Origin of the sequence: Pelomonas sp. Root1217 (assembly GCF_001425705.1) — a bacterium.
Taxonomy (GTDB): domain Bacteria; phylum Pseudomonadota; class Gammaproteobacteria; order Burkholderiales; family Burkholderiaceae_C; genus Pelomonas.
Map to the genome: position 1 here is coordinate 827,713 of NZ_LMDC01000012.1, position 23,408 is coordinate 851,120.

The window sequence follows — 23,408 nt, forward strand, 5'->3', positions numbered from 1 at the left end:
ATCGATGACCACCCCGCCTGCACTGAAACTCTCCGGCCTCGAGCCCGTTGCCATCGACGCCGGCAGCCTGTTCGTCAACATCGGCGAGCGCACCAACGTCACCGGCTCCAAGGCCTTCGCCCGCATGATCCTGGCGGGCCAGTTCGAGCAGGCCCTGGCCGTGGCGCGCCAGCAGGTCGAGAACGGCGCCCAGGTCATCGACATCAACATGGACGAGGCCATGCTGGACAGCCAGGCGGCCATGGTGCGCTTCCTGAACCTGATCGCCGGCGAGCCCGAGATTGCGCGCGTGCCGATCATGATCGACTCGTCGAAGTGGAGCGTCATCGAGGCCGGCCTGAAGTGCATCCAGGGCAAGGGCATCGTCAACTCCATCAGCCTGAAGGAAGGCGAGGACGAGTTCCGCCGCCAGGCCAAGCTGGTGCGCCGCTACGGTGCCGCGGCCGTGGTGATGGCCTTCGACGAAAAGGGCCAGGCCGACACCTTCGCGCGCAAGACCGAGATCTGTGCACGGGCCTACCGCATCCTCGTCGACGAGGTTGGCTTCCCGGCCGAGGACATCATCTTCGACCCCAACATCTTCGCCATCGCCACCGGCATCGAGGAGCACGACAACTACGCCGTGGACTTCATCGAGGCCACGCGCTGGATCAAGCAGAACCTGCCCGGCGCCAAGGTGTCGGGCGGCGTGTCCAACGTGTCTTTCAGCTTCCGTGGCAACGAGCCGGTGCGCGAGGCCATCCACACCGTCTTCCTGTACCACGCCATCCAGGCGGGCATGGACATGGGCATCGTCAATGCCGGCATGGTGGGTGTCTACGACGACCTCGACGCCGAGTTGCGCGAGCGCGTCGAAGACGTTGTGCTGAATCGCCGCGCGGACGCGGGCGAGCGCCTCATCGAGATCGCCGACCGCGCCAAGAGTGCCGGTAAGGACGACTCCGCCCGCCTGGCCTGGCGCGCCGGCGATGTGAACCAGCGGCTGTCGCACGCGCTGGTGCATGGCATCACCGACTTCATCACCGAAGACACCGAGGAAGCCTGGCAAGCCATCCTGGCCAAGGGCGGCCGGCCGCTGCACGTCATCGAAGGCCCGCTGATGGCCGGTATGAATGTCGTCGGCGACCTGTTCGGCGCGGGCAAGATGTTCCTGCCGCAGGTGGTGAAGAGCGCCCGGGTGATGAAACAGGCCGTGGCCCACCTGCTGCCCTACATCGAGGAAGAAAAGCGCCTGCTCATCGAGGGCGGCGGCGACGCCAAGCCCAAGGGCAAGATCGTCATCGCGACCGTCAAGGGCGACGTGCACGACATCGGCAAGAACATCGTCACGGTGGTCCTGCAGTGCAACAACTATGAAGTCGTCAACATGGGCGTCATGGTGCCGGCGCGCGACATCCTGCAGAAGGCCAAGGAGGAGGGCGCGGACATCATCGGCCTGTCCGGCCTCATCACGCCCAGCCTCGAGGAAATGCAGCATGTCGCGGCTGAGATGCAGCGCGATGACTACTTCGCTTCGCGCCACATGCCGCTGCTGATCGGCGGCGCCACGACCAGCCGCGTGCACACGGCCGTCAAGATCTCGCCGCATTACGACGGCCCGGTGGTCTACGTGCCCGATGCGTCGCGCGCCGTGGGCGTGTGCACCGAACTGCTCAGCGATGACCGCGCCGCGGCCTACATCGCCGAGTTGAAGGCCGACATCGAGAAGACGCGTCAACTGCACGCCAACAAGAAGCAGACGCCGCTGGTCACTCTGGCGCAGGCGCGCGCCAACAAGGCCGTGCTGGACCTGAGCCGCGTCGCGCCCGCCCCGAAGTTCACTGGCCGGCGCGTGCTGAAGAACCTCGATCTTGCCGATCTGGCCCGCTACATCGACTGGGGGCCTTATTTCCAGACCTGGGACCTCGCTGGCCCCTATCCGGCCATCCTGGATGACGCGGTGGTGGGCACGGAAGCGCGCAAGGTGTTCGCCGACGCCCAGGCCATGCTGAAGAAGATCATCGACGGCCGCTGGCTGCAGGCGCACGCGGTCTTCGGCCTGTATCCGGCGGCGCGCGTCAACGACGACGACATCGAGATCCGCAGCGAGCCGCCCATGACCTGGCACGGCCTGCGCATGCAGTCCGAGCGGCCGGTCGTCGAAGGGGTGAAGCGCCCCAACCGCTGCCTGTCCGATTTCGTTGCGGAAGACGGCGACCACGTCGGCATGTTCGCCGTCACGGCGGGCCTGGGCGTCGACAAGAAGGAGGCCGACTTCCTTGCCACCCATGACGACTATTCGGCCATCATGCTCAAGGCGCTGGCCGACCGGCTGGCCGAGGCAGCCGCAGAGTGGCTGCACGAGCGCGTGCGGCGTGAGTTCTGGGGCTATGCGCCGGCCGAGTTGCTGAGCAATGCGGAGCTCGTGGCCGAGAAGTACGAAGGCATCCGCCCCGCGCCTGGCTACCCGGCCTGCCCCGACCATCTCTCCAAGCGCGACCTGTTTCGCGTGCTCGCACCCGAAGAGATCGGCATGGGCCTGACCGACAGCATGGCAATGACACCGGCGGCCAGCGTCAGTGGCTTCTACCTGGCCCACCCGGACGCGGCGTACTTCAATGTCGGCCGCATCGGCGACGACCAGCTCGCCGACTGGGCCGCACGTTGCGGCCTGGGTGAGGCCGAGGCGCGGCGCGCGCTGGCGCCACTGTTGGGCTAGGTCGACACCCGGACCTTGAAGCGGTTTCGTCCTACAGGGCGGGCCGCCGGGGCGCGGCATCCTGCGGGTCATACCAACCACATCGGAGGCCCCATGTCGACCCCCATGAATTCCGTCAAGTCCACGCAGATCGTCGCCGGCGTCGCCGTCGTGCTGGCGCTGCTCGGTGGCGCCTATGCCGTGGGTCGGTCGCAGACGGTCACCAGTGAGCCGATTGCCGCGACGACACAGCAGCAGACCACCGCCGCGCCACAGCGCCTGGCCAGTGCCGACCCGGTACGCCAGGCCCAGGCCCAGCCCCAGCCCCAGCCAGCCCCTGCGGTTGAAACCCAGGCCCCGCCGGCGCTGTGCGACAGCTGCGGCCGCGTGACCGACGTGCATACCGAGGCGCGCCGTGGCAAGGGCAGCGGCGTCGGTGCCGTGGGCGGCGCCGTCGTCGGCGGCCTGCTGGGCAATATGGTGGGCGGCGGCAACGGCAAGAAGCTCGCCACCGTGGCAGGTGCCGTGGGTGGCGGTTATGCCGGCAACGAAATCGAGAAGAACCAGAAGAGCTACAACGTCTGGATCGTGCAGGTGCGCGAGCGCGATGGCCGCCTGCGCCGTTTCGAGCGCAGCACCGACCCGGGCCTGCGCGTCGGCGATGAGGTCAGGCTGACTGAGAACGGCTTCGTGCGCGCCTGACGCGACGCGACGCCTGGGCAGGGCGGGTTCCAAGGAGTGATGCGATGAAGTTGCTGATTGCCACCGCGGCCCTTGCGGCCACCCTGTCCACCGCCGTGCGTGCCGAAGACAACCCGGCACCGGTGCTGTCCATCCCGACACAGGCCCAGCGCAACGCGCTCTGTGACGGCTGCTTGTGGGTGCAGGAAATCCACAGCGAGACCCGCAAGGGCAAGGGCAGCGGCCTGGGTGTCGTCGGTGGTGCCGTCATTGGCGGCCTGCTGGGCAACCAGGTGGGCGGCGGAGCCGGCAAGAAGCTCGCGACCGTCGGTGGGGCTGCGGCCGGCGGCTATGCCGGCAACGAGGTCGAGAAGAACGCCAAGAAGTCCACCGTCTGGGTTGCGCAGGTCGTCGACCGCCACGGCCGGATGCGCAGCGTCGAACTCGGCGCCGATCCCATGCTGAGGGCCGGCGACATCGTGCGCGAACGGGACGGCCAGCTCGTCAGGGCCTGACGAGGCCTGTTACGACGCGTGCAACCGGTATTGGTTGCGCCCCGCGCCCTTGGCGAGATACAGCGCCTGGTCGGCCCGGCCGAGCAGTTCCTCGCCGCCGAGTTCATCGCGTGGGTGAACTGCGATACCGATGCTTGTCGCGATCGACAGTTCGCCGACCGATGTCGCAAACGGCCGGTTGATGGCCGTGATGATCTTGCCGGCCACGATCTCGGCTTCGCTGGCTGCGTGCAGGCCTTCCAGCACGACGATGAATTCATCGCCCGCCAGTCGGCCGACAAAGTCGGTGCCTCTGACCAGTTGCTGCAGCCGCCGCGCAAACTCGCACAGCACCTCGTCGCCGACACCGTGGCCATAGCTGTCGTTGATGAGCTTGAACCGGTCGATGTCGAGAAACAGCAGCGCCGACAAGCTCTGCGCCCGGTGGGCCCGCTTGATCACTGCGGCCAGCTGCTCGTTGAAGCTGTAGCGGTTGGGCAGCCCGGTGAGGGCGTCGGTGCGGGCCAGCTCGGCAAGCTGGCGCTCGAGCTGCCGGCGTTCGGTCACGTCCGTGCTGAGCGCATACAGACCGCGAATTGATCCATCCTCGGCGACGTCGGGCAGGTAGAGGTTGTGCAGCGAGCGGGCCGCCCCGGCCGCCACGGATTCGACATGGAACTCGACACGCTCGCCGCCAAGCGCCCGCGCCAGGTGCTCGCGGCGCTGTTCGTACAGCGCCGCCGGCACGGCCTCCGCCACGGTCTTGCCGACGGTGGTGCGGTGATCCAAGCCCGTCCACTTGCTGAAGGTCTCGTTCAGGAACAGCAGGCGCTGGTCCTTGTCGATATAGGAAATCATCACCGGCAGGTTGTCGGCGATGTCACGCAACCGTTTCTCGCTTTCGGCCAGCTTGGCCTCGGCCTGGCGCCGCTCCGTGATGTCGAAGGAGACAGAGTAAAAGCCCTGGACCTGGCCGGCCGCATCGATGTCGGGCACATAGCGCTGCGCGAAGTACAGGGTGCCATCGCCATGGGTCACGAAGGACTCGAACTGGCGGGCCTGCCCCTGCATCACGGCGTCGATATGGGGCTTGGCGATCTCCCACACCGCGTCTCCGCGGATCTCGCGGAAGGTCTGGCCCAGCAGCTCGGAGATGGGGCGGCGCAGCACGCGCTCGGCGGCCAGGTTGCCAAAGTCAGCGCGCAGGTCCTGGTCGAAGTGCGAGACCACGACGGGGATGTTGTCCGTGATGGCCTTCAGCCGAAGTTCCGAAGCCTGGACGGCCAGCTCGGCAGCCTTGCGCTCCGTGATGTCCATCGACACCGAATAGAAGCCCACCACCGTGTAGAGCGCGTCGCGCCTCGGTACGTAGCGTTGGTGGAAATGCCGCTGCGCCCCATGCAGTGACTGCGTGCTGTCGAACTCGACGGACTGCCCCCGCAGCACCGCGTCAATGAAGGGTCGCACCTGCCGCTCGCCGTCCTCGCCGCGCACGTCGCTGACATGCTTGCCGAGGAGCGCTTCGGCCGGCACGCCGTAGACCCGCCCGGCCGTTGCATTGGCGAACACGATGCGAGCGTCGGCATCGAACTCGGTGATGAGCACGGGGACGTTGTCCGCAAGGGCGCGCATGCGTTGTTCGGCCTCACGCAGCTCGCCCGTGCGGCGTTGCAGCGCGATGGTCATGGCGTCAAAGCGGCGCTTGAGGGTGCCGAGTTCGTCCTGGGCCGTGCTGCCGAACAACGGCACCTGCTCGCCGCGCTCGAGGGCCTCGGTGGCCTGCGTGAGCATGGCCAGCGGCCGCAGCACGCGGCGCACACCAACGCTGGCCAGCACGACCAGCAGCACGCTGAAGGCGACCACCGCCGCCATCGTGACCTGCTCGTGCACGTCCTCCGCGAGCCTGCGCGCGTCGCCGGCGTTGCGTGACCAGCGGAAGGCCGCGTCTGCCATGGCTTGGGTGTCGCCGAGCAGCAGCTCGAACGCCTGGTCGTGGCGGCGGCGCTGGAAGTCGCTCGCCGGCGCAGCTGCCGTCTTCAGGGCGCGCTCAAAGAGAGTGGGTAGCCGGCCGGCCGCGTCCTTCAGCAACTCGACTTCGGCACGCGCTGATCCCTGTAGATCGGCGTCTGCCAGGTCACGCACGATGTTGGCGTGCCAGCTTTTCCATTCCGAGACCGAGAGCTCGTCGCGCTCCCGCTGGAACACATGGGTCACGCCGACCAGACCCGCCACGTCGCGCGCCACCTGCTGCGCCCGTTGCTGCTGGGCTTCCGCGCGACCTTCCAGCCGGGTGGCGGTCCACATCGCGACGATGGCCGACGTGCCCACCAGCGCGGCGACGGCCCCGGCGGCGATAAAAAGGGAGCGGATCTTCATGGTGGTGCAGGTCAGCGAGGCAGGCCGACGGCGTTGGGCAGCACGGCGCGCAGCGGCGCGGCGTCGACCAGCGTGCGGTAATCGGCAGGCTTTCTGCCGGCGGCATAGCCCTCCCGCACCGCCCAGTTCGCCTGCGACTGCAGCGTGCGCAGCAAGGCCTCGTCCAGGGACAGCTCGGCGTGGGTGCGCTGCATCGACCAGCGCGCAAAGCCGGGCTCGACGCCCAGCCGGTTCACGAAGATGGCCTCGGCCCGGCGTGGCTGGGCGTGGATGAATTCGTTGGCGCGGTGGATGGCTTTCAGGAAGCGCTCCAGGTCGGGCCGCCGCGCCTTCAGGACGCTCGTCTGGACCACGAGGTTGAAGGTCTGCTTGTAGTCCCCGGATTCGCTCAGCACGACACCGTCCACGCGCGGGCTGTGCGCCGCCGCATAGGCAAAGGGCTGGAAGACGGCCACCGCATCCACCTGGCCGGCGGCCATGGCGTCCAGCGCGCCCTCGGGCTGGATGGCGACCTGCAGGACGTTCTTGGGGTCGACGTCGTTGTTGAGCAGGAAGGTGTCCAGGAAGTATTGGGCCGAGGTGCCTTTGACGACGCCGACGCGCTTGCCGACGAGGTCGCGGGCGGCCTTGATGCCTGCGCTGCGGCGGGTGACCAGTTCGACGTCGCTGGATGTGCTGGAGAAGGTCGCGATGACGGAGAAATCGGTGCGCTCGAAGGATTCGAAGGCGATGGCGGTGTCGGCAGCCGTGCCCAGGTCGGCCTGGCCTTCGGCCATCAGCTTCAGGCAGCGGCGGCCGCTGGGCGCCTCGATGGCCTTGACCGTCAGGCCTTCGGCCTCGAACAGCCCCTCGGACAGGGCCACCAGCACCGGCAGCGAATGCGGCGACCGGGACACCGCCACGGTCAGCGGCGCCGCGGCCACGCTGCCTGCCAGCCCTGCAACCAGCAATGCCAGCAGGCGTCGTGTGTTCAAGGCGAACCTCATCGTGTGAGCGTGACCGAGCCCGGAGCGAGTGACTGCAGCGGGCGGGCATCGATCAGCTGCTGCATGGAGGGGACCGGTTCCGTCGCCTTGCCGTCCTGGCCCAGTTGCCAGCGGATCTGGCTCAGCATCGTCGCCGGCAGCGAGGTATGCAGGGCGAGCCGGTAGTCCTGTTCGGCCATCAGGCGCTGCGCCACGGCGGCGCTGACCTTCAGGTTGGCCGCCAGGATGGCCTGGGCCTCGTTGGGCGATTCGGCAATGAAGCGCTGGGCCCGCAGCAGGGCGCGCAGGACCTTCTCGAAACGCGGCCGGTCCCGTTCGACGGCACGGGCCTGGGCGACGATGCAGAAGTGCTGGGTGTAGACATGGGCCGAAGGCAGGCGGACCGCATCGGCGCCAAGCCGCTCCTCGATGCGGGCTGCCTCCGGCTCCCACACGACCGCTGCGGCGGCCTTGCCTTGCTGCACGAGGTCGCCCAACGCGCCGGGCTCGGCGAAACCCAGCTTGACGCGGTCGGGGTCGATGCCCTGGTAGGTGAGCCACCGGTCCAGGAAGTATTCGGCCGAGGTGCCGGCCACGGTGGCGATGCGCTTGCCGGCCATGTCCCGGCTCTCACGCACGCCGGCGCGCCGGCTGGCGATGAGCTTGATCTGCGCAGTCGACTCGCCGATGGACGCCAGGACGGTGACGGCCGGTGTCTGCGCAGCCGTCATCGCGACCGCAAATTCGGCGCTGGCGGCCAATTCGGCGGCTCCAGAGCGCAGCGCGGCCAGGCAGGCCTTGCCGCTGTTGCAGGGAATGCGCACGACGTCCAGTCCCTCGGCCTGGAACAGGCGCTGCTCGACGGCCACCAGCAGCGGCAGGGCGACCGGGCCGCTGGGCACGGCAATGCTGATCGTCGCGGCCTGCGACGGCACCGTGATCGCCGCCAGCAGCAGCGCGGTGGCCAGCCCGAGCGCCAGCCTGAGACGGCGGCGCACGGTCAGCCCGCCTGGCCGGGCAGGCCCCGGCGGAGCTGGATGGCCTCGGCGACATGGGCGCTGCCAATCGCCACCGCCCCCGCCAGATCGGCCACCGTGCGGGCCACGCGCAGCACGCGGTGGAAGCCGCGCGCCGACCAGCCCAGGCGCTCGGCCGATCGCTCCAGCAAAGCCTTGGCCGCGGGCTCCAGCACCGCATGCTCGGCAAGGTCCTGGGCCTGCAGCTGGGCGTTGGCCACGCCCTGGCGCGCCACGGCCCGCTCGCGCGCGGCGGCGACCCGTTCCGCGACGACGGCACTGGGCTCGCCCGGGGCGAGATCCTGCAGGTCGCGTGGCGGCACAGCAGCCACTTCGATGAGCAGATCGAGGCGGTCGAGGAAGGGGCCGCTAAGCCGGCCCTGGTAGTGTGGTGAGCCACAAATAGCGGCCGGTGACCTGCGAAGTGAATCAACCACTTGGCGACTTTCTTTGATCGGCTCGTTTATGGATGCGTTCAAGGTTAACAAGTCTTGCCCGTAAGCCGATCAAAGTTGGTGTGAGCCCTACTGGATCTTGTTGGAGGGCGCGCAAAGAGACCGGGGAACTGTATGGTGCGCGCCAAAGGCTCCTGCCATACAATTTGCCCACTCGCTGCAGGAAACGTTGGCTTTGCCTCCACCCGCAGACAGACGCTAGTTCGAGAAGCCCATCCTTACCCGGTGGGCTTTTTTCTTTTCGCGGACGACTCGGGTCGCGCGGGACTGCGTCGTAGCACCCGGCCTCTCACGACCCCAGGGTCACGCCGCGCTGGACCAGATGACGAGCCTGCGCCATCGCACTGGCGCTGCGGCCACCCGTACCAAGGAATGCAGGCGGCCTTCGCTCCAGTCGAAAAGCAGCCAACCAGGCGAGAGAAGTCGCGTGAGTAGCAGTGCTACAGCCCTCGTCAGTGAGGCGGCCGCTCCTTGGCTGCCTGAGGTCGGACAGATGAGGGAGTCGTCCTAACCTTGTGGAAAGTTGGCTTCTGTCCGCAATCACCCGCACACGCAGGTCTGTATGCAGATGTATCCTGCCAGGCATTCGGAGAGCTGACCGCGTCAGGCGACGCGCATTCAATGCAGCCGCCGGGGAGGTTTAAGCCGTGTCCTATGCATCGGCACCATTGCCGTTCAGGACTCGCTGCGTCGCGGGTCGTGACGATAGATTGGTGGTCTCCGACACCGGCGACTACGTGTTCTTGTCCGGGCGAGAACTGGCAACGCTCGAAACGGCGCCAGACGCCCTGAATTTGGAATTGCGCGCGAGTTTGCGTTCCAAGTTCATCCTTGTCGATCAAGGCGCCCAGCCGGGCATGGAGCGCCTTCGGCGATCTCGCATCGCCGCTCGAAAAGAGGTGACGACACAGGGGCCAGCGCTTCACATCATTGTTCCCACGCTGCAGTGCGCGCATTCCTGCAAGTACTGCCAGGTGTCGCGCTCGCTTGATGCGACCAGCTTCACTATGAGCCATGAAGCGCTTGATGCCGCTTGCGACACCGTTCTGCAGAGCTCAGCGAGGCTGTTGACGGTGGAGTTTCAGGGCGGCGATCCGCTCCTTCGCTTCGACCTGATCGAACGCGCCGTGGAAAGGGTCTTGGCCTCGCCAGAGCTCAACGGCCGCCGAGTCCGCTTCGTCGTTGCATCGACCTTGCACCAACTGACCGACGGAATGTGCGATTTCATGGCGCGCCACGACATGGTGCTGTCCACCAGCATCGACGGGCCAGCTGAGCTGCACAACCGGAACCGGCCAATACCCACGCGAGATTCCTACGAACGAACTCTCGCGGGCATCGGACTGGCAAGAAGTCGACTCGGCCACGACAAGGTGTCCGCGCTGATGACAACAACCCGCGAGTCCCTGGCGCAGCCAGAAGTCATCGTCGACGAGTACGTGAAGCTCGGCTTCTCGGAGATCTTCCTTCGCCCGCTGAGTGCTTACGGCTTTGCGAAGCGGAACCAACGGCATCTTGGCTACAGCCTCGAAGACTTTCAGCGGTTCTATGCCCGTGCGTTCGAACGTGTGCTGGACTGGAATTCCCGCGGCGTCGCGCTGCGAGAGGTTTACGCGTCCATCATCCTTAACAAGCTTCTTTCGCCGTTTGATGCCGGCTACGTCGACTTGCAGAGTCCATGCGCATCGGGTCGTGGCGTGCTGGTCTACAACTACGACGGCTTTGTCTACCCAAGTGATGAAGCGAGGATGGTGCTCGAGTCCGGCGACGCCAGCTGGCGCATGGGCCGCATCGGTGACCCCTTGAGTTCCCTCTTGAATTCCGACGCGGCCCGACTAATCGCCAGCGCCGGTGATTCGCACAGCGCTGAGGGCTGTCGGGATTGCGCCTATCAACCGTTCTGCGCCCCGAACCCCATCGACTCCCAGGCGCAGTACGGAAAACCAGACGCCTCGCCGCTGCTGACTGAACACTGTCAGCGCCACATGTGGCTGTTCGACAATTTCATCGCGCGCGTCGAAGACGCTGAGCCCCAGCAGCTCGACATGTTCCATCGCTGGGCCGGCGCAGCAGGAGCAGCTGCATGAGAACCGTTCGGTGCGAGCTTCAACCTGGAGTGGCGCCTGGCGTGCACAGGGTGGTCAGCGCCGATGAGTTGGCTGGGGTGTGGACGCCCGAGCTACGGTTTCTTGTTGTTGCGAACACCCCGGAAGAAAAAGCCCAGGCCGAACGGCTCGTGGGCAGCGAGGTGAAGAACGTGGCTTGGGCCGCCAGCGCGGATCTCATGGCCGGCGACGTGGTGACCATCGACACGGCTCGAAGCAAGGTGGTGGTCCTCTATCGAGAGTCCGACCGGCACCACTCGCTTTTCGCCACTAACCGATGCAACAGCCTCTGCCTGATGTGTTCGCAACCGCCGACGCCACAGGCGGATCCATGGTTGATTGAAGAGGCCATGGTCACGCTGTGTCACATGCGTACCTCCCCCGCTCACCTGGGCATCACAGGTGGCGAGCCCACGCTGCTGGGAGGAGACCTTGTCCGACTGCTCCGGACGGTGCGTGCGCTTCACCCAGCCACTTGCATTGAAGTGCTGACGAACGGTCGCCGTCTTGCGGATCCGGCGCTCGCTTCCATGCTGTTTGAGCCGCCCGTGGAAAACGTCAGCTGGCTGGTCCCGCTTTATGGCCATGCCAGCTATCTGCACGACTTCGTCGTACAGGCGCCCGGCGCGTTCGATCAAACCATCGGTGGACTGCTTGCGTTGCAAGAGCACGGGCAGCCTATCCAACTGCGGATCGTCTTGATCGAGCCAGTTCTGCAGCACCTGAAGGATCTGGCCGACTTCATAGCAAGGAACTTGCCCTTCGTGCGCGAGGTGGCCTTGATGGCCAGTGAGCCCATCGGCTTTGCCCTGGCGAACCGTGAGCTATGCGAAGTGGACTTGCTGGACTGGACCGAAGTGCTGACCGGCGCAGTCGCCATCTTCAGGCGGTACGGGCTGCCAGTACTGTTCATGAACACGCCGCTGTGCGCTCTGCCGACGGGCCTGCGCGGCTTTGCCCATCAAAGCATCTCCGACTGGAAGAACGTCTTTGCAGCTGAGTGTGAAAACTGCGCTGCGAAGCAACAGTGCTCCGGCCTGTTCGCGTGGCATGAGCGCGGCTGGAAGCCGACTCGAATTCAACCGATCCAGGAGCTCGTCTGATGAGCAAGTTCATTCGCAACCTGGCGCTGTTCGTGGCCGGCCTGCCGCTGATCACACCGCGTGCGTCCGACGGCGCTGTAGCCGGGCCCGGCGCCGCCCCAGCACCGGAGCCGAGCATCGTTCCCTTGCGCCCGCTGAACTTCGATCGAGAAAACCTCTTCGCGGGACATCGATCCCACTCGAGCCACAGCTCGCATTCCAGCCATTCGTCGCACTATTCAGGATCCAGCAGCTCTTATGCGGCACCACCAGCGCCGGCCGCTTCAAAGCCGGCCCTCAACCTTGCAGCCGACCCGGCACCGTCGCCTGTGCCTGCTAGGGTTTCCGTGCCATCCCCGCCGGCGCCGATTCGTCTACTTGACGAGCCCAGTCAACCTAGCCACGTGCTGGCGCCATCAGTGGCGTTCCCTGCGCGGCAGGCTGGATCCAATCTCGGCGGTGCATCTGTATACAACGGCACGGCGGCGGCCCAGCCCGCACCTACTTTGAGCTTGGGCGAGAAACGCAAGCTGCAGGTGATGCGAGTGCAAATTGCGCTCACCCGGCTCGGGCTTTACAGCAGTCAGGTTGACGGTGTCCTCAACGCGGAGACGCAGGAGGCGCTCAAGCACTTTCAGCAATTGAAGGGGCTCCCTCGATCCGGGACGATGACGACGCCCACGCTGAACGCGCTGGGAGTGCCTGCCGCGAGTTAGCGGATCGCCACTTGGCTGTCGGTGCCGCGCAAGCTCCGCCGCCGAAACGCGGCAGCAGCGATGCACCCTTCGCCGCACGCGCATTAGCGACGCACCGCGCTGAGCACCTGGGCGCCGGCCACCAGTGCCCAACGGCCTCGGTGGTCTTTCCCTAGTACGCCTTTGCGTCGGCCTGCATGTTGAGCACGCGATCCACCTTGTGCACCGCCTTCCTATAGTCGGCGAACGCCGCCGCTAGACGCTGCCCGAATCCTGGTCCAGTGGCGATGCTCATGACCAGGTTTCTATCGCAATCGCGGGCGCAGATTAGGCCGGGGGCCCGCTCAAAAGACAGCTGGCCCACGCCAGCCACCGGTCCGAAACTCCGGTTGAATTCGAACAAGGCCATTGTCTTCTCCCATTCAGGTATTGAACTTGGCCACGGTGGCCGCACGGCAGAACCAGGGGCAGCAGGCTGCCATCGTCAGATGAAGCGGACGTGGCGCCCTTCGAAGCATTCGAAGATGTCGCGCCAAGAGTCGACGTCAACTTCATCGACCTCGACAGCGTGCAAGAACTGAACCTTCCTGAACTCATCGCGCATGGCCTCGGGCCATTGTTCGTTGTGGGTTCTGTCGGTGGTGCGGCGCTCGGCGAGGTGCATGGCGTTCTCTTGGTGGCTTTCTGGATTTGGTGGCGGCTGGTTCATGGCGTCACTAGTGTCTGAACAGTGGCCCGCGGCGGCTATCGCCCTCAAGGGGGAGGCCCAGGGGCCGCATCCCCCAAAAGGGGGAGCCCTCCCGCCCAGATCCCCATTCGGGGCGATAGCCGGAACGCCGCGAGGTCGAGAAACTGACGGTCATCGAAAGCAGTCACCCAGGAGCCCGCCATGCAAACCGTCGCCGCCCACCGCGCCAACCAGTTCCCTGGCCTGTTTTCTCGCTCCTCGGAAGCGATTCAGCCGATTCAGCGCAACGTTCAGCGCACCTATGCCAACGAAGTCCGCGACAGCATCATGCGTCGCACCCGCCAGATGAGCGGTACGCAGTCTCACAACAGGCGCGTCCAGTTCCTGGCCGGCGTTGAGGTGCGCGAGATCAGCATGGCGGACTGGGCGAAGGCCAATGCAGAGTTCAAGCCCGTCTGGATTGGCTGAACGGCCAGCGTTCGCTTTGCCGCGGACGGCTCGCATAGGATGGCAAGCGCCCGCGCTGAGCGCATCGGAGAGTCCATGGACGATGGCAACTCGAGACCTAACCTTCGAAAGCGCGCGTGAAGCCTTCCGCTATGACCCCGACAGTGGAATGCTGTACCGCCGCCATGGGGAGCGTGAGAGGGTGGGCACGGCCAGATCGCACGGCTACCTTCTCGTTAGCTTTGGCAACAAGACCTATAAGGTTCAACGCGTTGCGTGGCTGCTGATGTACGGGGATTGGCCCGGTGGGACCATCAAGTACGTCAATGGCATCAAGACCGACAACCGCCGCGTCAACTTGCGATGCCGCACCCACGAACAGGCCGAGCTCACCCTTGCCGAGGCGGCGTCCGCTCAGCTAGTTGGTGTGCTGTCCGAGGGAGATCGTTGGGTGGCCGTAGTTCCCTACGACGAAACACTGCTGCGCATAGGCCCCTTCGATACTCATGCTGCGGCCCACGACGCATATGCAACTGCTGTGTCAACGGCACTTCGTTGGGAAAGGCGGCGGCCGGCCTAAAGCTTTCACGTTTGGCTAGAACGACACCGCTGACGGCTCAACTTTCAGCGCGCCCAAGACGCGGCGCACGGTGGCCAGGTCATAGGCATCGGCGACGTGGACCAGCAGCCAACGATAGGTCTGCGGCCCTGTAAGCGGGCGCATGGTGTAGACCCACACTGGGCACCTACTTGTCTCGGGGGTGTTCTGCGAGCTAACCAGTTCCCGTGCGCCGTACGATCAACGCAAGGGAGACCAAAGTATGAGGGTAAGTGGACTTGCCGCGGGCGTCGTTTTCGCCGGTCTGGTTGGGCCGGCTTTCGCAGTCAACAAGTGCACGGCAAAGGACGGCTCAATTAGCTTTCAAGACGCTCCCTGCTCGACGGCCGCGCAGTCACAGGAATCGGTCCGTGTCCGAGAGCAAGGCACCATCAGCTCTGCGGGCTCCTACGGTTTAGGTCCGCTTGACCTGACGGGCTCAAGCGACCAGCGCCTCGTTCGGATTGCGGCCGCTGTGGAAAACCTTGCAGACTGGTCCAGCGATTGCAAAATTAAGCTGCAGGTCTACGGCCGCGCCCCGAACTCGTCAATGGCTTGCGGCCGATTTCTAGCTCACTATCAAGCTTGGTGGTCACCATCAGTTGCGGCCATGTCGGAACTCATGAAGAACGACTCGTGGGCGGGTGCGAACATCCGAACCATTGAGAAAGTGACATCGTTCATGCGGAAAATTCGAGAGAACAGCGAGTTCATCGCATTGCGGTCACAAGCCGACTAAGTTGCGGCCAAAGACGCTTTACGAGCACGGCGAAGGACAACGCCGAGCCTGAGTCCTGGTGAACGGTCGGGAGGGGCAAGCGAACCTTGATTTGGTGCAGAGCACATAGGGTCGCACAGGGGCTCGATCTGGTCGGCCAGTTCAAGCGATTCAACCAGCACGACCTCGTCGCTGAGGTCGTCCGCGACGTCGATGAATTTGGCCAGATCGCCGTAGATTTCAGCAGCGTCGCCGGCGCTGGTGAGATGCCTGGTCGCCGCCTGACGCAGGCTGGGCAGGTCCGGCGCATCGTCTTCGCTGGCTGTCACTGGTGCTCCCTCGTTTCCGACCGTCGTTTCGCGCTCCCTAAGTCTGCTACCGGGTTTCTTGACACTGACTTTCGGAAGCATGGCGACGCTGGGCCGCCATGTCAGCAGGGATCGACGCCCGAGCCAGATGGCCTCCTTAATTGAGTGATGGCGAGGCAGCAGGGTCTGGTTGACACTTGTGAGGTGACTCTGTGCTTACTGTCCGCACGTGGCCACTATTCGCCTGCCTTTTATTCGACAAGGAGTATGGGATTTGAAAGTTCTTACTGATGCAGATAGCGGCGCAGGCCGAAATATGCTGGCGAATGCTGCCCCACCCAAGGTTATTGACGTAGATGCCGCATCCCTCGCAACAAAAGTTCAGGCAATTCTCGGAGAACTAGAAGGTGCCTTGGGCTCTGCCAATGAGGCCATGCAGAAATTCAAGGTGTCAGAGGTTTCATTCAATTTGGCGATCACATCTTCCGGCGAGGTGTCGTTGATGTCGATTCTGAAAGCAAACACAAGCATTCAAGCTGGCATCCAGGTAAAAATCCAGCCCAAAGACCCTCCAAAGGAATAGAGCGTCCTGCGATACAGGTTCGTCAAAGACTCGGGAGCTTGCCTTGGCTAATGAAGATCTTCGGTCTGCTTACAAGCAACTTCTCGCGAGCGAGGGTATCCCCCTCGACGAATTTGATCCTGAATTCCTGTACAAGCTATTCAAGTTCGAAGATGAGATGAACCGGCGCCGAGCGCCCGATCGGCAGCCGCTTGATGACACGGTCCTGCAACAGCGTGCCATTGACGTCGCAACGTCCGGCGGCGTGTGGAACCATCGAATCCAAGCTTTGGTGCCTTCGGTAGCACTGGCAGCGGATGCAAGGATCAATCACCTGAATGAGGCCTACGGGTCCGCGTTCGAAGTCCCTGCAGAAGAGTTTCTATTGTTCGGAGAATTTCCGACGCTGCAGTTCAACGCGGCTGTCGAGCCGACGGAATTTGGCTACCTCGTATTGATAAATAGCGGTTTGGCTCAGTTGCTTATGGAAGTGGGCATGCTTCTTTCGGAGGCGAGACCGTTTGATTTGCCGGCCGACATCTTAGAACGCCGCGTTGACTATGCATCTGAGATGGCGATCGGCATGGTGCGCAAATATCGGGAGAAGAAAAACTTCCTCCTTGTGCGGGCGTCCGGCGGGCGGCAGGATGAAACGTCGTATGACCTGCGCTTCAATTCATTTGTATTGGAAGTGACGCTGGTCTTTGCGATCGCTCATGAGATCGCCCACATTGTTTTGGGTCACTGTGGAGGCGGGCGAAAGCATCATCTAATCGGCAGTGCAGAGTTTTTGCATGCAGACATACCCCTCGGATGGAAGGAGGAGTTGGCAGCGGATTCCCTCGCCGCGATGATTGTGGAAACGTGGTTCTTGAACAGGCTGAGCAACAATGACCGCGTCGAAGATGAACTCGTCGACTACTTTGTTTCTCATGGGTTCTTTGCGCCGTTGTTCTTCTTTAGCTGCGAACGCCTTGTCAACACTTGGCCCGATCCACAGGCGGATGCCGCTGGCAGTTCGACGCATCCGCCGCCGACTCTTAGGCAACGCCTGCTCGCTCAGCAGATGGCCGGCACTTCACATGCGCATCGTGCGGCGCTGTTGCAGACCCGGCCTTACCGCACCTTCCTGAAGCGAGTAGAGATGAAGGCCGCCGAGGCGTTTCTCGATGGGACCCACGAAGGTCGCGAAGGTATGGTGGAGGGCTCGTCGGATGAACTCCTGAGACTGCTCGAAACCCTGGCAGAAGAAGTCAGCGAGGAAGGCAGTCAGCGGCAGGACAACTGACAGCTGTCCCAGCACGCTACGCGGTGAGGCATCGCTGGCAACACGTCTGATCGTCCAGCAGGCCTTATGCCGCGCCGGCACCGGCACCGGCACCGGCACCGGCACCGCCGGCGTCAAGTCCGACACTAAACCTGGTTCCGGACCCCGCGCCGGCGCCGCTGCCGTCCCGGGTGTCCGCGTCACCGCCGCCGGCACCGAGTCGTTTGCTCGATGAGCCCAGCACATCTAGTTCAACGCTGACGGCATCGGCGGCTGGCCATGCCGGGCAGGCCGGATCGAGCCTCGACGGAGCTTCCCGCTACAGCGGCGCAGCCGTGGCCCAGCCCAGCCTAAGCCTAGATGAGAAGCGCAAGTTGCCGGTGATGCGGTGCAGATTGCGCTCACCAGGTTGGGGCTTTACAGCAAGCAGGTAACGGCATCCTGAACGCGGAGACCCAAGAGGCGCTCAAGCACTTCCAACAATTGAAGGGACTCCGGCGATCGGGAACTATGACGACGCCAACACTCAACGCGCTTAGTGTCCCAGTGGCCAACTAAGGCGCACTTGTCCAAGCGTTGAGTCAATATTAAGGCGACGGTATTTCGGCGGCTGGGTTGATATTTTTCATTTCTGCCCACTTTGCGTCAGCTCCGACGCTGTCGCCGCGAAGTGAAAGCATTTTCCCCCAGCGCGATAGCATGGACCAATCCCGCGGATTTAGGCGCATTGCTTGCTGAAACTGAATATCCGCGTCATCAAATCTTTGCAAGCCCACGTAGTCGTCTGCTAGATTGCCTCTAACCCAGATATTGAATGGAGCCAATTGAACCGCTCGCTCATGTTTTTTTGCTGCTTCGCCATATGCTTTGATTGAATTTAGCCAATTCCCCCAGTCATTGTATGGCTCATATGCTTGCGGGTTGGAGCGAATGGCTTCTGTCCACTTTGCCGCGGCGCCCTTTCTATTTTTCTGTAAGGCTAGAGAATATGCCCAGCGACTTAGCGTTCTCCAAGATTCGGGGTTGATAATTAATATTTGGCGAAATTCGTTCTCTGCGCGCTTGAAATCGTTATTCGCTAGATAGTCTTCCGCAAGGCTACTCCGCAGGCCGACATCCAGCGGAGCCAATTGGACGGCGCCAGCCCGTTTTTCTATTGCCAAGGCAATGGCGCCATTGTAGGAATGCCAGGATGCCAAATCATCATGGGGTTCCAATGCTTTGGAATTTGCTTGCGTGGCTTCAGCCCACTTCACTTCGGCACCTTTTCTATCTCCTCGCCTCGCGAGCAAGTATGCCCAGCGCGATAACGCCACCCAAGAGTTTTTGTTAAGTTCAACTGCTTTGCGAAACTCTGCTTCAGCGCGATCGAAATCAAGAAGTTCAATATAAATATTCCCCAATGACACTTTTAGTGATGCGTCTAGCGGGTTAACTTGCGCTGCGCGTAAATACTTGTCTGCGGCGGCGATGGCCTGTCCGTTTGAGAATAGCCAACTCGCCCAAGAGCTGTACGGCTCAGTCGATGTAGGGTCTATTCGAATAGCTTCTCGCCACTTTGCCTCCGCGCCCCTCTGGTCGCCTTGCACTGCTAGCATAAATGCCCAGCGAGAAATAGAAGATATATTTCTTGGATTGAGCTTGATCGTTTCGCGGAACTCTTTCTCAGCATTCTGGAAGTCGAACAAATCTGCGTAGTCGCTGGCGAGATTACCCCGCAATGATGTGTCATGTGGCACAAGTCGGACGGCACTGGCATGTTTTTCCTTTGCTGCCGTGTAATTGCCAATCGTGCTTAGCCAATTGCCCCAATCGTTGTAGGGATCGGTAGCGCGGGGGTTGGTTTTCATTGCGCCCTCCCACTTGGCTATTGCGGCCTGCTTGTTTCCTTGTATAGCCAACATAGTTCCCCAGCGCGACTTAATCCAAGAAGCGCGAGGGTCAATCTTTAATGCTTCGCGAAACTGGGTTTCTGCCTGCTCAAAATCTCTCAACTCGATAAGGTCGACCGCTAAGTTTCCCCTTAAGGATGCATCGGACGGTGCAAGATCGACAGCGCGCGCATGCGCTTTTGCGGCGTCAAAATATTTGCGAACCGAAAAGTACCAGTTTCCTTGTTCGGTGTAGGCATCCGGCGCTTTTGGATTAAGTCGAATAGATTCCGCCCATTTGGCTTCGGCACCTTTCATGTCACCCCGGATTGCCTGCATGCGCCCCCACCGCGCCAGGATCCACGTCCCGCGAGGATAAAGACTCATGGCCCGTGCATACTCAACCTCCGCCTTGTCAAATTCACGCAGCTCTACATAATCGGCCGCCAAATTTGCTCTTATGCCGACGTCCGCCGAAGCCAACGTCGCCGCGATAGCGTGGTGTTCCGCGGCGGCAACGTAATTGCCGAGCCACGCATGCCAATTCCCCCATTCGTTATTCGGCTCCGCTGCTTCGGGGTTGAGCCGCATAGCAGCCATCCACTTTTGCTCGGCGCCTGCTATGTCCCCACTCTTGGCGCGTGCCGTGCCCCAATATGCCAATAGCGATGCATCTAGGGGTTCCTCTAGGGCTGCAGCGGCATACTCTGCATCCGCTTCCTCATATCGGCCCACTTCCAACAGATCGCGAGCCAAGTTAAACCGAAATCCGGGATCGTTGGGTCGATTCTTGACGGCTTCACGGTGCTTCGCCGTGGCCCCGAGATAATCGCCGAGTCCTTGAAGCGCAATACCCCATTCATTGAAAATGGATTCCTGTTGATATTTGCTAAGCCTTATCGCCGAAGCGAAATTCCTTGCCGCCTCCTCATTTTTGCCTTGCAAGAAGAGAATTCTGCCGATAGCACTATATGTGGTGGGCTTTCCCGGATCTCGATCTATGGCTTCGAGAATTAGTTTGGTTGCTTTGTCATCCCTATTTGTATTGGCATAGATGTCGGCTAGTGTTAAAAGGGCAGCGATGCCCGACGTTCCTGATTCAGTAGCTTTCTTCGCCTCACGTTCGGCACCAAGCCAATCTCCACGATCGCGGGCATAGTTTGAAGCAATTAGATGCAAAGATAGGAGCGAGGGATCGGCTTTCATAGCCTTGTCCAGAAACTCCGCAGCGGCAACTCGATGGCCGCGCCACAGTTCTGTATTGGCGAGGCCAACATATGCGGAGGGAGATTTTTCCATCCATGAAAGAGCCTCGAGATACTTCTTTTCGCCAGCGGATACGTGGCCTCCGTCAAATAAAATGTCACCCCACGCTACAAGGCAGAGATTCTTTTGTCTTACTTCCGCTTCGTCGAGGCATGTCTGCAGTACAGTGTTGATTTCAGTGTTGTCCGCTTTCGAAGTCCATAGGGATCTGGCGTATTTTGAAGGGTCGATTCTCAAAAGAATTTCCTGCGAAATTCCAGAAATTAGATCCTGAAACTTGGAAAGTTCGCCGTCCAATAGCGCCCTTTTCTCGGTTCCGTTTTGATATGCTGTCAGAATGGCTGCATGCGCACCTGTTGGGGAGCCATCGTTAGATATGTGAATTGATATTTTCGTTGGTGAATTGTGAAATAACTCTCTTAGCCAGCTGATCAAAACTTTCGACGATAGTTTGGTGCCGGGGACTTCCAAGTCCGGAAGTTCTTTTTCATCTGCTGTTCGAAATGTTCGGCGCTGTTTTGTGTTCCCAATCTCTTCAGATTGTGAATTTATATAATTGATTTCTTGGATGATTCTTTGCGAAATCACTGCGTCGCTGTAGCCTGCCTCGGCAATCGCTTTTGGAATGGTTGACAGTTCGATCTTGACGACTGCTCTATTTATTTCTGGGATTGCTTGTGCGACTATTGCGACAGCTACTGCGGTCGCGCTCAGACTAATCTTGCCAAATAGAGTGGATATGAAGGCGGTCATCCGCTCTTTAAGCGTCGACCTTTGTTTTGCTGCAAGGTAAGTGCCGTTTTTACGCATGTTTTGAATGAGTAATAGCGGCTGAGGTTAAATAACACTTACCCGGCGAGGCGCGGTCCAAGCGCCGGTGTGGCCCCAGCCGCACGACTTGAGCCGGGACCGCAGCCGCAGGCGTGAGGTCCGCCGCTGACCAAGCGCAGCGCAGGAAGGCACCCTGGATGGCGGCGAAGCGTCCAGCGCAGAGCCAGCGCAACGGCACGTTGCACAGGCGCCCGACAGACGAGGTGGCTTCCTGCGCGTGCCGCCGACGTTCAGGCGGTGGTTCGTGCAGGCAGCGGCGGTCCTGAGCCCCTGGGCGCGACAGCGAACAGGGGCGACGACGGGAGACGATGGGCCTCCAAGCCCAGCGAGTGTGCGCGCGGCCCCTAGGCCGCCGTCTCAAGGACCGGCTCAAACCGTCACGGCGTGTTGCCGCCGACGTCAAATTGACCCGGGCCGCCGACCTTCGGTTGACCTTTCTAAACAACGTCGGTTGGCGAGCAACGGCGTCAAGCGACGTTGCAATCGCCGGGTCAGTCGGTGGTCGGCAGAATTCCGGCAAAGGGGTCAATCTGAGGCTGGCGCACACAAACAACGCTGCTGCGCGTGGCTGCCAGGTTCGTTCAGGTCGTCCGATGCCCTCCAGCAGCATCGACAACTGCGCGGCGCTGAGCGCCACGCTGCCGGTGTCGGCCTGCGGCCCGACGAAGCGGCCGCGCTCCAGGCGCTTGGTCAGCAGGCACATGCCGCCGCCGTTGCTCCACAGCAGCTTGACCAGGTCACCTCGGCGGCCGCGGAAGGCGAAGACGTGACCGGCATACGGGTCCTCGGCCAACACGGTCTGAACCTTGACGGCCAGGCTGTCGATGCCGCAGCGCATGTCTGTGACGCCGGCGGCCAGCCAGACCCGGGTGCCAACGCGCGGGCCGATCATGTGCTCTGGCGCAGCGCGCGCAACACGCTGCACAGGCTGGCCTCGTCGACCGGGCCGCGCAGGCGCAGCACAGCACAGCACAGCACCTGCAATGTCGAGCTCGATGATGCCGGTGCTGCGCGCGGCGCGTTGTGGCGTCACCGCCAACGCTGTCGATGCGGGCGATGGTGCCGGTGCTTGTGAACGGCCGACCTCCGCATCCAAGTCGGTTGCGCCGTCGATCCTCCGTCGGCCACGTACGGAAGTGGAGACTCGCCGTAGTGCTTCACAACACATTGTGGTCGGCCTGAGTCAAGAGCCAAGAACCTTCGCCAACTGAGGCGCGTGCCCCCTGCAATGGTCAAACTGCCCGTGTCTCTTGATAATTCCGACAAAGTCGGGGTTAGCTGAAAGAAGCCGCCCAAGATAACCATCCGCCTTTGGATAGTCCCCAGCGCGGCAGTTGACCAAGGCGGCGTTGTATAGCCCCCATGGTGAATCCTTCGAAATACTCAGAGCTTTGTCCAGCCACTGAATAGCTTCAGGAAGCCTGCCGACCTTGTACAGCGCGAAGCCAAGCAAGATCAGGGCATCGACATCGTTTGGGTTGGCCTTGAGGCGAGCTTGGTAAGCCTCGATAGCGTCGTTCGTTGGTACTTCCAGTCCCCCTGCGATCTTCGTCGTCCGAAGAGCGGCGTCCTTCGCGCCGACGGGGTCCTGGTTGACGTGAAGCAAAACCGTGTCCTTGAGCAGGACCAAGAGGCCGTAGTCCAACAGGTTCTTCATCTTGCTTCGAACGACGAAAGGATTTGAGTCGTTCGCAGCGTCCCTCACGAGGGTGTATTCGAACTGCCGAGTTGCCAGATCTTCCGCGTGCTTCGCGGCTTTCGAGGCTTCAGCGGAGCGAGCCTCAATCTCCGCCTTTAACTGCTTCTCTCGGTGCTCCGCTTGAGTTTTTTCCCCCGCTTCTTTTACAGCCACGCCGACCGCGACACCGGCGATGGACGTCGCGGCAGCAATCAGCGCCACCGCGAGCGCAGTGAAGCGCTGTTTGGATCCATCTTCCTGTTTTATCTGCAGCTCTTGCTGCTTGATCTGGAGATCCTGTTCTTTAATTTGGAGCTCTTGCTGCTTGATCAGCAGATCTCCCTCTTTTATCTCCAGCTCCCGCTTTTTGATCGCATGCTCTGCGCTCCACCGCAGTTCTTCAGCGTCGGGCATCTCGTCCATCTTGTCCCCCCACTCTCGCCATATCGCACGGCATTGCGCTTACGCACGCAGGATGCCTAGCTCTGACAAGAGGATCATCAGCAAAGTTAATGACTGGCTGCCCTGCAGATCATGTAGGTGTGTTGCAGTTGGGCGGGATCTCCTTGGCTCGCGTATATGGGGGAATGGGACACGACATCCGATGGCGGATGACGGCACGGTCACC

21 protein-coding genes and 1 pseudogene are annotated in these 23,408 nt (G+C 62.3%); 11 read left to right on the forward strand and 11 right to left on the reverse strand.

The window, feature by feature from the left end:
* Positions 1–4 precede the first annotated feature (4 nt).
* The 3 genes from metH (at position 5) to ASC95_RS12805 (ending at position 3,873) form a co-directional block, all read left to right on the forward strand.
* On the forward strand, positions 5–2,698 hold the full coding sequence (gene metH / locus ASC95_RS12795; RefSeq protein WP_082567738.1) for a methionine synthase: 2,694 nt from the start codon (positions 5–7) through the stop codon (positions 2,696–2,698).
* A gap of 93 nt (positions 2,699–2,791) precedes the next feature.
* On the forward strand, positions 2,792–3,379 hold the full coding sequence (locus ASC95_RS32360) for a glycine zipper 2TM domain-containing protein (RefSeq protein ID WP_082567739.1): 588 nt from the start codon (positions 2,792–2,794) through the stop codon (positions 3,377–3,379).
* A gap of 44 nt (positions 3,380–3,423) precedes the next feature.
* Positions 3,424–3,873: a glycine zipper 2TM domain-containing protein gene (locus tag ASC95_RS12805; RefSeq protein WP_057298069.1), complete on the forward strand. Its 450-nt coding sequence runs from the start codon at positions 3,424–3,426 to the stop codon at positions 3,871–3,873.
* A gap of 9 nt (positions 3,874–3,882) precedes the next feature.
* Here ASC95_RS12805 and ASC95_RS12810 read toward each other — a convergent pair whose 3' ends face one another.
* Genes ASC95_RS12810 through ASC95_RS12825 form a run of 4 tightly spaced genes read right to left on the reverse strand, consistent with a single transcriptional unit; the run spans position 3,883 to position 8,646 of the window.
* A complete protein-coding gene (locus tag ASC95_RS12810; RefSeq protein ID WP_057298070.1) occupies positions 3,883–6,228 on the reverse strand; it encodes a diguanylate cyclase domain-containing protein in 2,346 nt (781 codons plus the stop codon).
* An 11-nt stretch (positions 6,229–6,239) separates the two neighbouring features.
* Positions 6,240–7,202, reverse strand: a complete 963-nt coding sequence (locus ASC95_RS12815) for an ABC transporter substrate-binding protein (protein WP_162250767.1) — start codon at positions 7,200–7,202, stop codon at positions 6,240–6,242.
* A gap of 8 nt (positions 7,203–7,210) precedes the next feature.
* Positions 7,211–8,191 (reverse strand): ABC transporter substrate-binding protein, encoded by a 981-nt coding sequence (locus ASC95_RS12820; RefSeq protein WP_057298072.1) that lies wholly within the window; start codon positions 8,189–8,191, stop codon positions 7,211–7,213.
* Between the two features lie 2 nt (positions 8,192–8,193).
* The gene (locus ASC95_RS12825) at positions 8,194–8,646 is read right to left on the reverse strand and encodes a hypothetical protein (protein WP_235537906.1); all 453 of its coding nucleotides are present in this window, start codon (positions 8,644–8,646) and stop codon (positions 8,194–8,196) included.
* 665 nt (positions 8,647–9,311) lie between these two features.
* Between ASC95_RS12825 and hxsB the strand changes: the two genes are divergently transcribed.
* From hxsB to hxsA, 3 genes are read left to right on the forward strand one after another with little or no spacing between them, the layout of a single operon-like run.
* Entirely contained in the window at positions 9,312–10,751 is a 1,440-nt protein-coding gene (hxsB, locus tag ASC95_RS12830; RefSeq protein WP_082567742.1) for a His-Xaa-Ser system radical SAM maturase HxsB, read from the forward strand.
* Positions 10,748–11,872 carry a His-Xaa-Ser system radical SAM maturase HxsC gene (gene hxsC / locus ASC95_RS12835; RefSeq protein ID WP_057298074.1) on the forward strand — a complete coding sequence of 375 codons (1,125 nt, stop codon included), beginning with the start codon at positions 10,748–10,750 and terminating at the stop codon, positions 11,870–11,872. The genes hxsB and hxsC overlap by 4 nt, the downstream gene beginning before the upstream one ends.
* On the forward strand, positions 11,872–12,567 hold the full coding sequence (gene hxsA / locus ASC95_RS29950; protein WP_082567743.1) for a His-Xaa-Ser repeat protein HxsA: 696 nt from the start codon (positions 11,872–11,874) through the stop codon (positions 12,565–12,567). The genes hxsC and hxsA overlap by 1 nt, the downstream gene beginning before the upstream one ends.
* A 151-nt stretch (positions 12,568–12,718) precedes the next feature.
* On the opposite strand, the gene ASC95_RS32245 is transcribed toward hxsA, so the two are convergent.
* Positions 12,719–12,841, reverse strand: a complete 123-nt coding sequence (locus ASC95_RS32245) for a hypothetical protein (RefSeq protein ID WP_255355255.1) — start codon at positions 12,839–12,841, stop codon at positions 12,719–12,721.
* A 189-nt stretch (positions 12,842–13,030) separates the two neighbouring features.
* The gene (locus ASC95_RS12850) at positions 13,031–13,255 is read right to left on the reverse strand and encodes a hypothetical protein (RefSeq protein WP_157256257.1); all 225 of its coding nucleotides are present in this window, start codon (positions 13,253–13,255) and stop codon (positions 13,031–13,033) included.
* Between the two features lie 180 nt (positions 13,256–13,435).
* Here ASC95_RS12850 and ASC95_RS12855 point away from each other — a divergent pair, with 180 nt between their 5' ends.
* The gene (locus ASC95_RS12855; RefSeq protein ID WP_057298077.1) at positions 13,436–13,702 is read left to right on the forward strand and encodes a hypothetical protein; all 267 of its coding nucleotides are present in this window, start codon (positions 13,436–13,438) and stop codon (positions 13,700–13,702) included.
* A gap of 82 nt (positions 13,703–13,784) precedes the next feature.
* Positions 13,785–14,261 carry an HNH endonuclease signature motif containing protein gene (locus ASC95_RS12860; protein WP_162250768.1) on the forward strand — a complete coding sequence of 159 codons (477 nt, stop codon included), beginning with the start codon at positions 13,785–13,787 and terminating at the stop codon, positions 14,259–14,261.
* Positions 14,262–14,276: 15 nt separating this feature from the next.
* Here ASC95_RS12860 and ASC95_RS32250 read toward each other — a convergent pair whose 3' ends face one another.
* The gene (locus tag ASC95_RS32250; protein ID WP_255355256.1) at positions 14,277–14,405 is read right to left on the reverse strand and encodes a hypothetical protein; all 129 of its coding nucleotides are present in this window, start codon (positions 14,403–14,405) and stop codon (positions 14,277–14,279) included.
* Between the two features lie 609 nt (positions 14,406–15,014).
* Complete coding sequence (locus ASC95_RS30640; protein WP_157256259.1) at positions 15,015–15,326, reverse strand: hypothetical protein; 312 nt, start codon at positions 15,324–15,326, stop codon at positions 15,015–15,017.
* 208 nt (positions 15,327–15,534) lie between these two features.
* On the opposite strand from ASC95_RS30640, the gene ASC95_RS30645 reads away from it, so the two are divergent.
* From ASC95_RS30645 to ASC95_RS32500, 3 genes and pseudogenes are all read left to right on the forward strand, one after another.
* Positions 15,535–15,888 (forward strand): hypothetical protein, encoded by a 354-nt coding sequence (locus tag ASC95_RS30645; protein ID WP_157256261.1) that lies wholly within the window; start codon positions 15,535–15,537, stop codon positions 15,886–15,888.
* 43 nt (positions 15,889–15,931) lie between these two features.
* Positions 15,932–17,155: a hypothetical protein gene (locus tag ASC95_RS12870; protein ID WP_057298080.1), complete on the forward strand. Its 1,224-nt coding sequence runs from the start codon at positions 15,932–15,934 to the stop codon at positions 17,153–17,155.
* 402 nt (positions 17,156–17,557) lie between these two features.
* A pseudogene (locus ASC95_RS32500) lies at positions 17,558–17,692 on the forward strand (peptidoglycan-binding protein); the annotation flags it as partial.
* Positions 17,693–17,721: 29 nt separating this feature from the next.
* Here the strand turns inward: ASC95_RS32500 and ASC95_RS29960 are convergent.
* From ASC95_RS29960 to ASC95_RS12880, 3 genes are all read right to left on the reverse strand, one after another.
* Positions 17,722–21,081 carry a tetratricopeptide repeat protein gene (locus ASC95_RS29960; RefSeq protein ID WP_082567745.1) on the reverse strand — a complete coding sequence of 1,120 codons (3,360 nt, stop codon included), beginning with the start codon at positions 21,079–21,081 and terminating at the stop codon, positions 17,722–17,724.
* Positions 21,074–22,135 (reverse strand): IS66 family insertion sequence element accessory protein TnpB, encoded by a 1,062-nt coding sequence (gene tnpB / locus ASC95_RS32505; protein ID WP_369820606.1) that lies wholly within the window; start codon positions 22,133–22,135, stop codon positions 21,074–21,076. The genes ASC95_RS29960 and tnpB overlap by 8 nt, the downstream gene beginning before the upstream one ends.
* A 150-nt stretch (positions 22,136–22,285) precedes the next feature.
* Positions 22,286–23,203 carry a tetratricopeptide repeat protein gene (locus ASC95_RS12880; protein ID WP_057298081.1) on the reverse strand — a complete coding sequence of 306 codons (918 nt, stop codon included), beginning with the start codon at positions 23,201–23,203 and terminating at the stop codon, positions 22,286–22,288.
* Positions 23,204–23,408 lie beyond the last annotated feature (205 nt).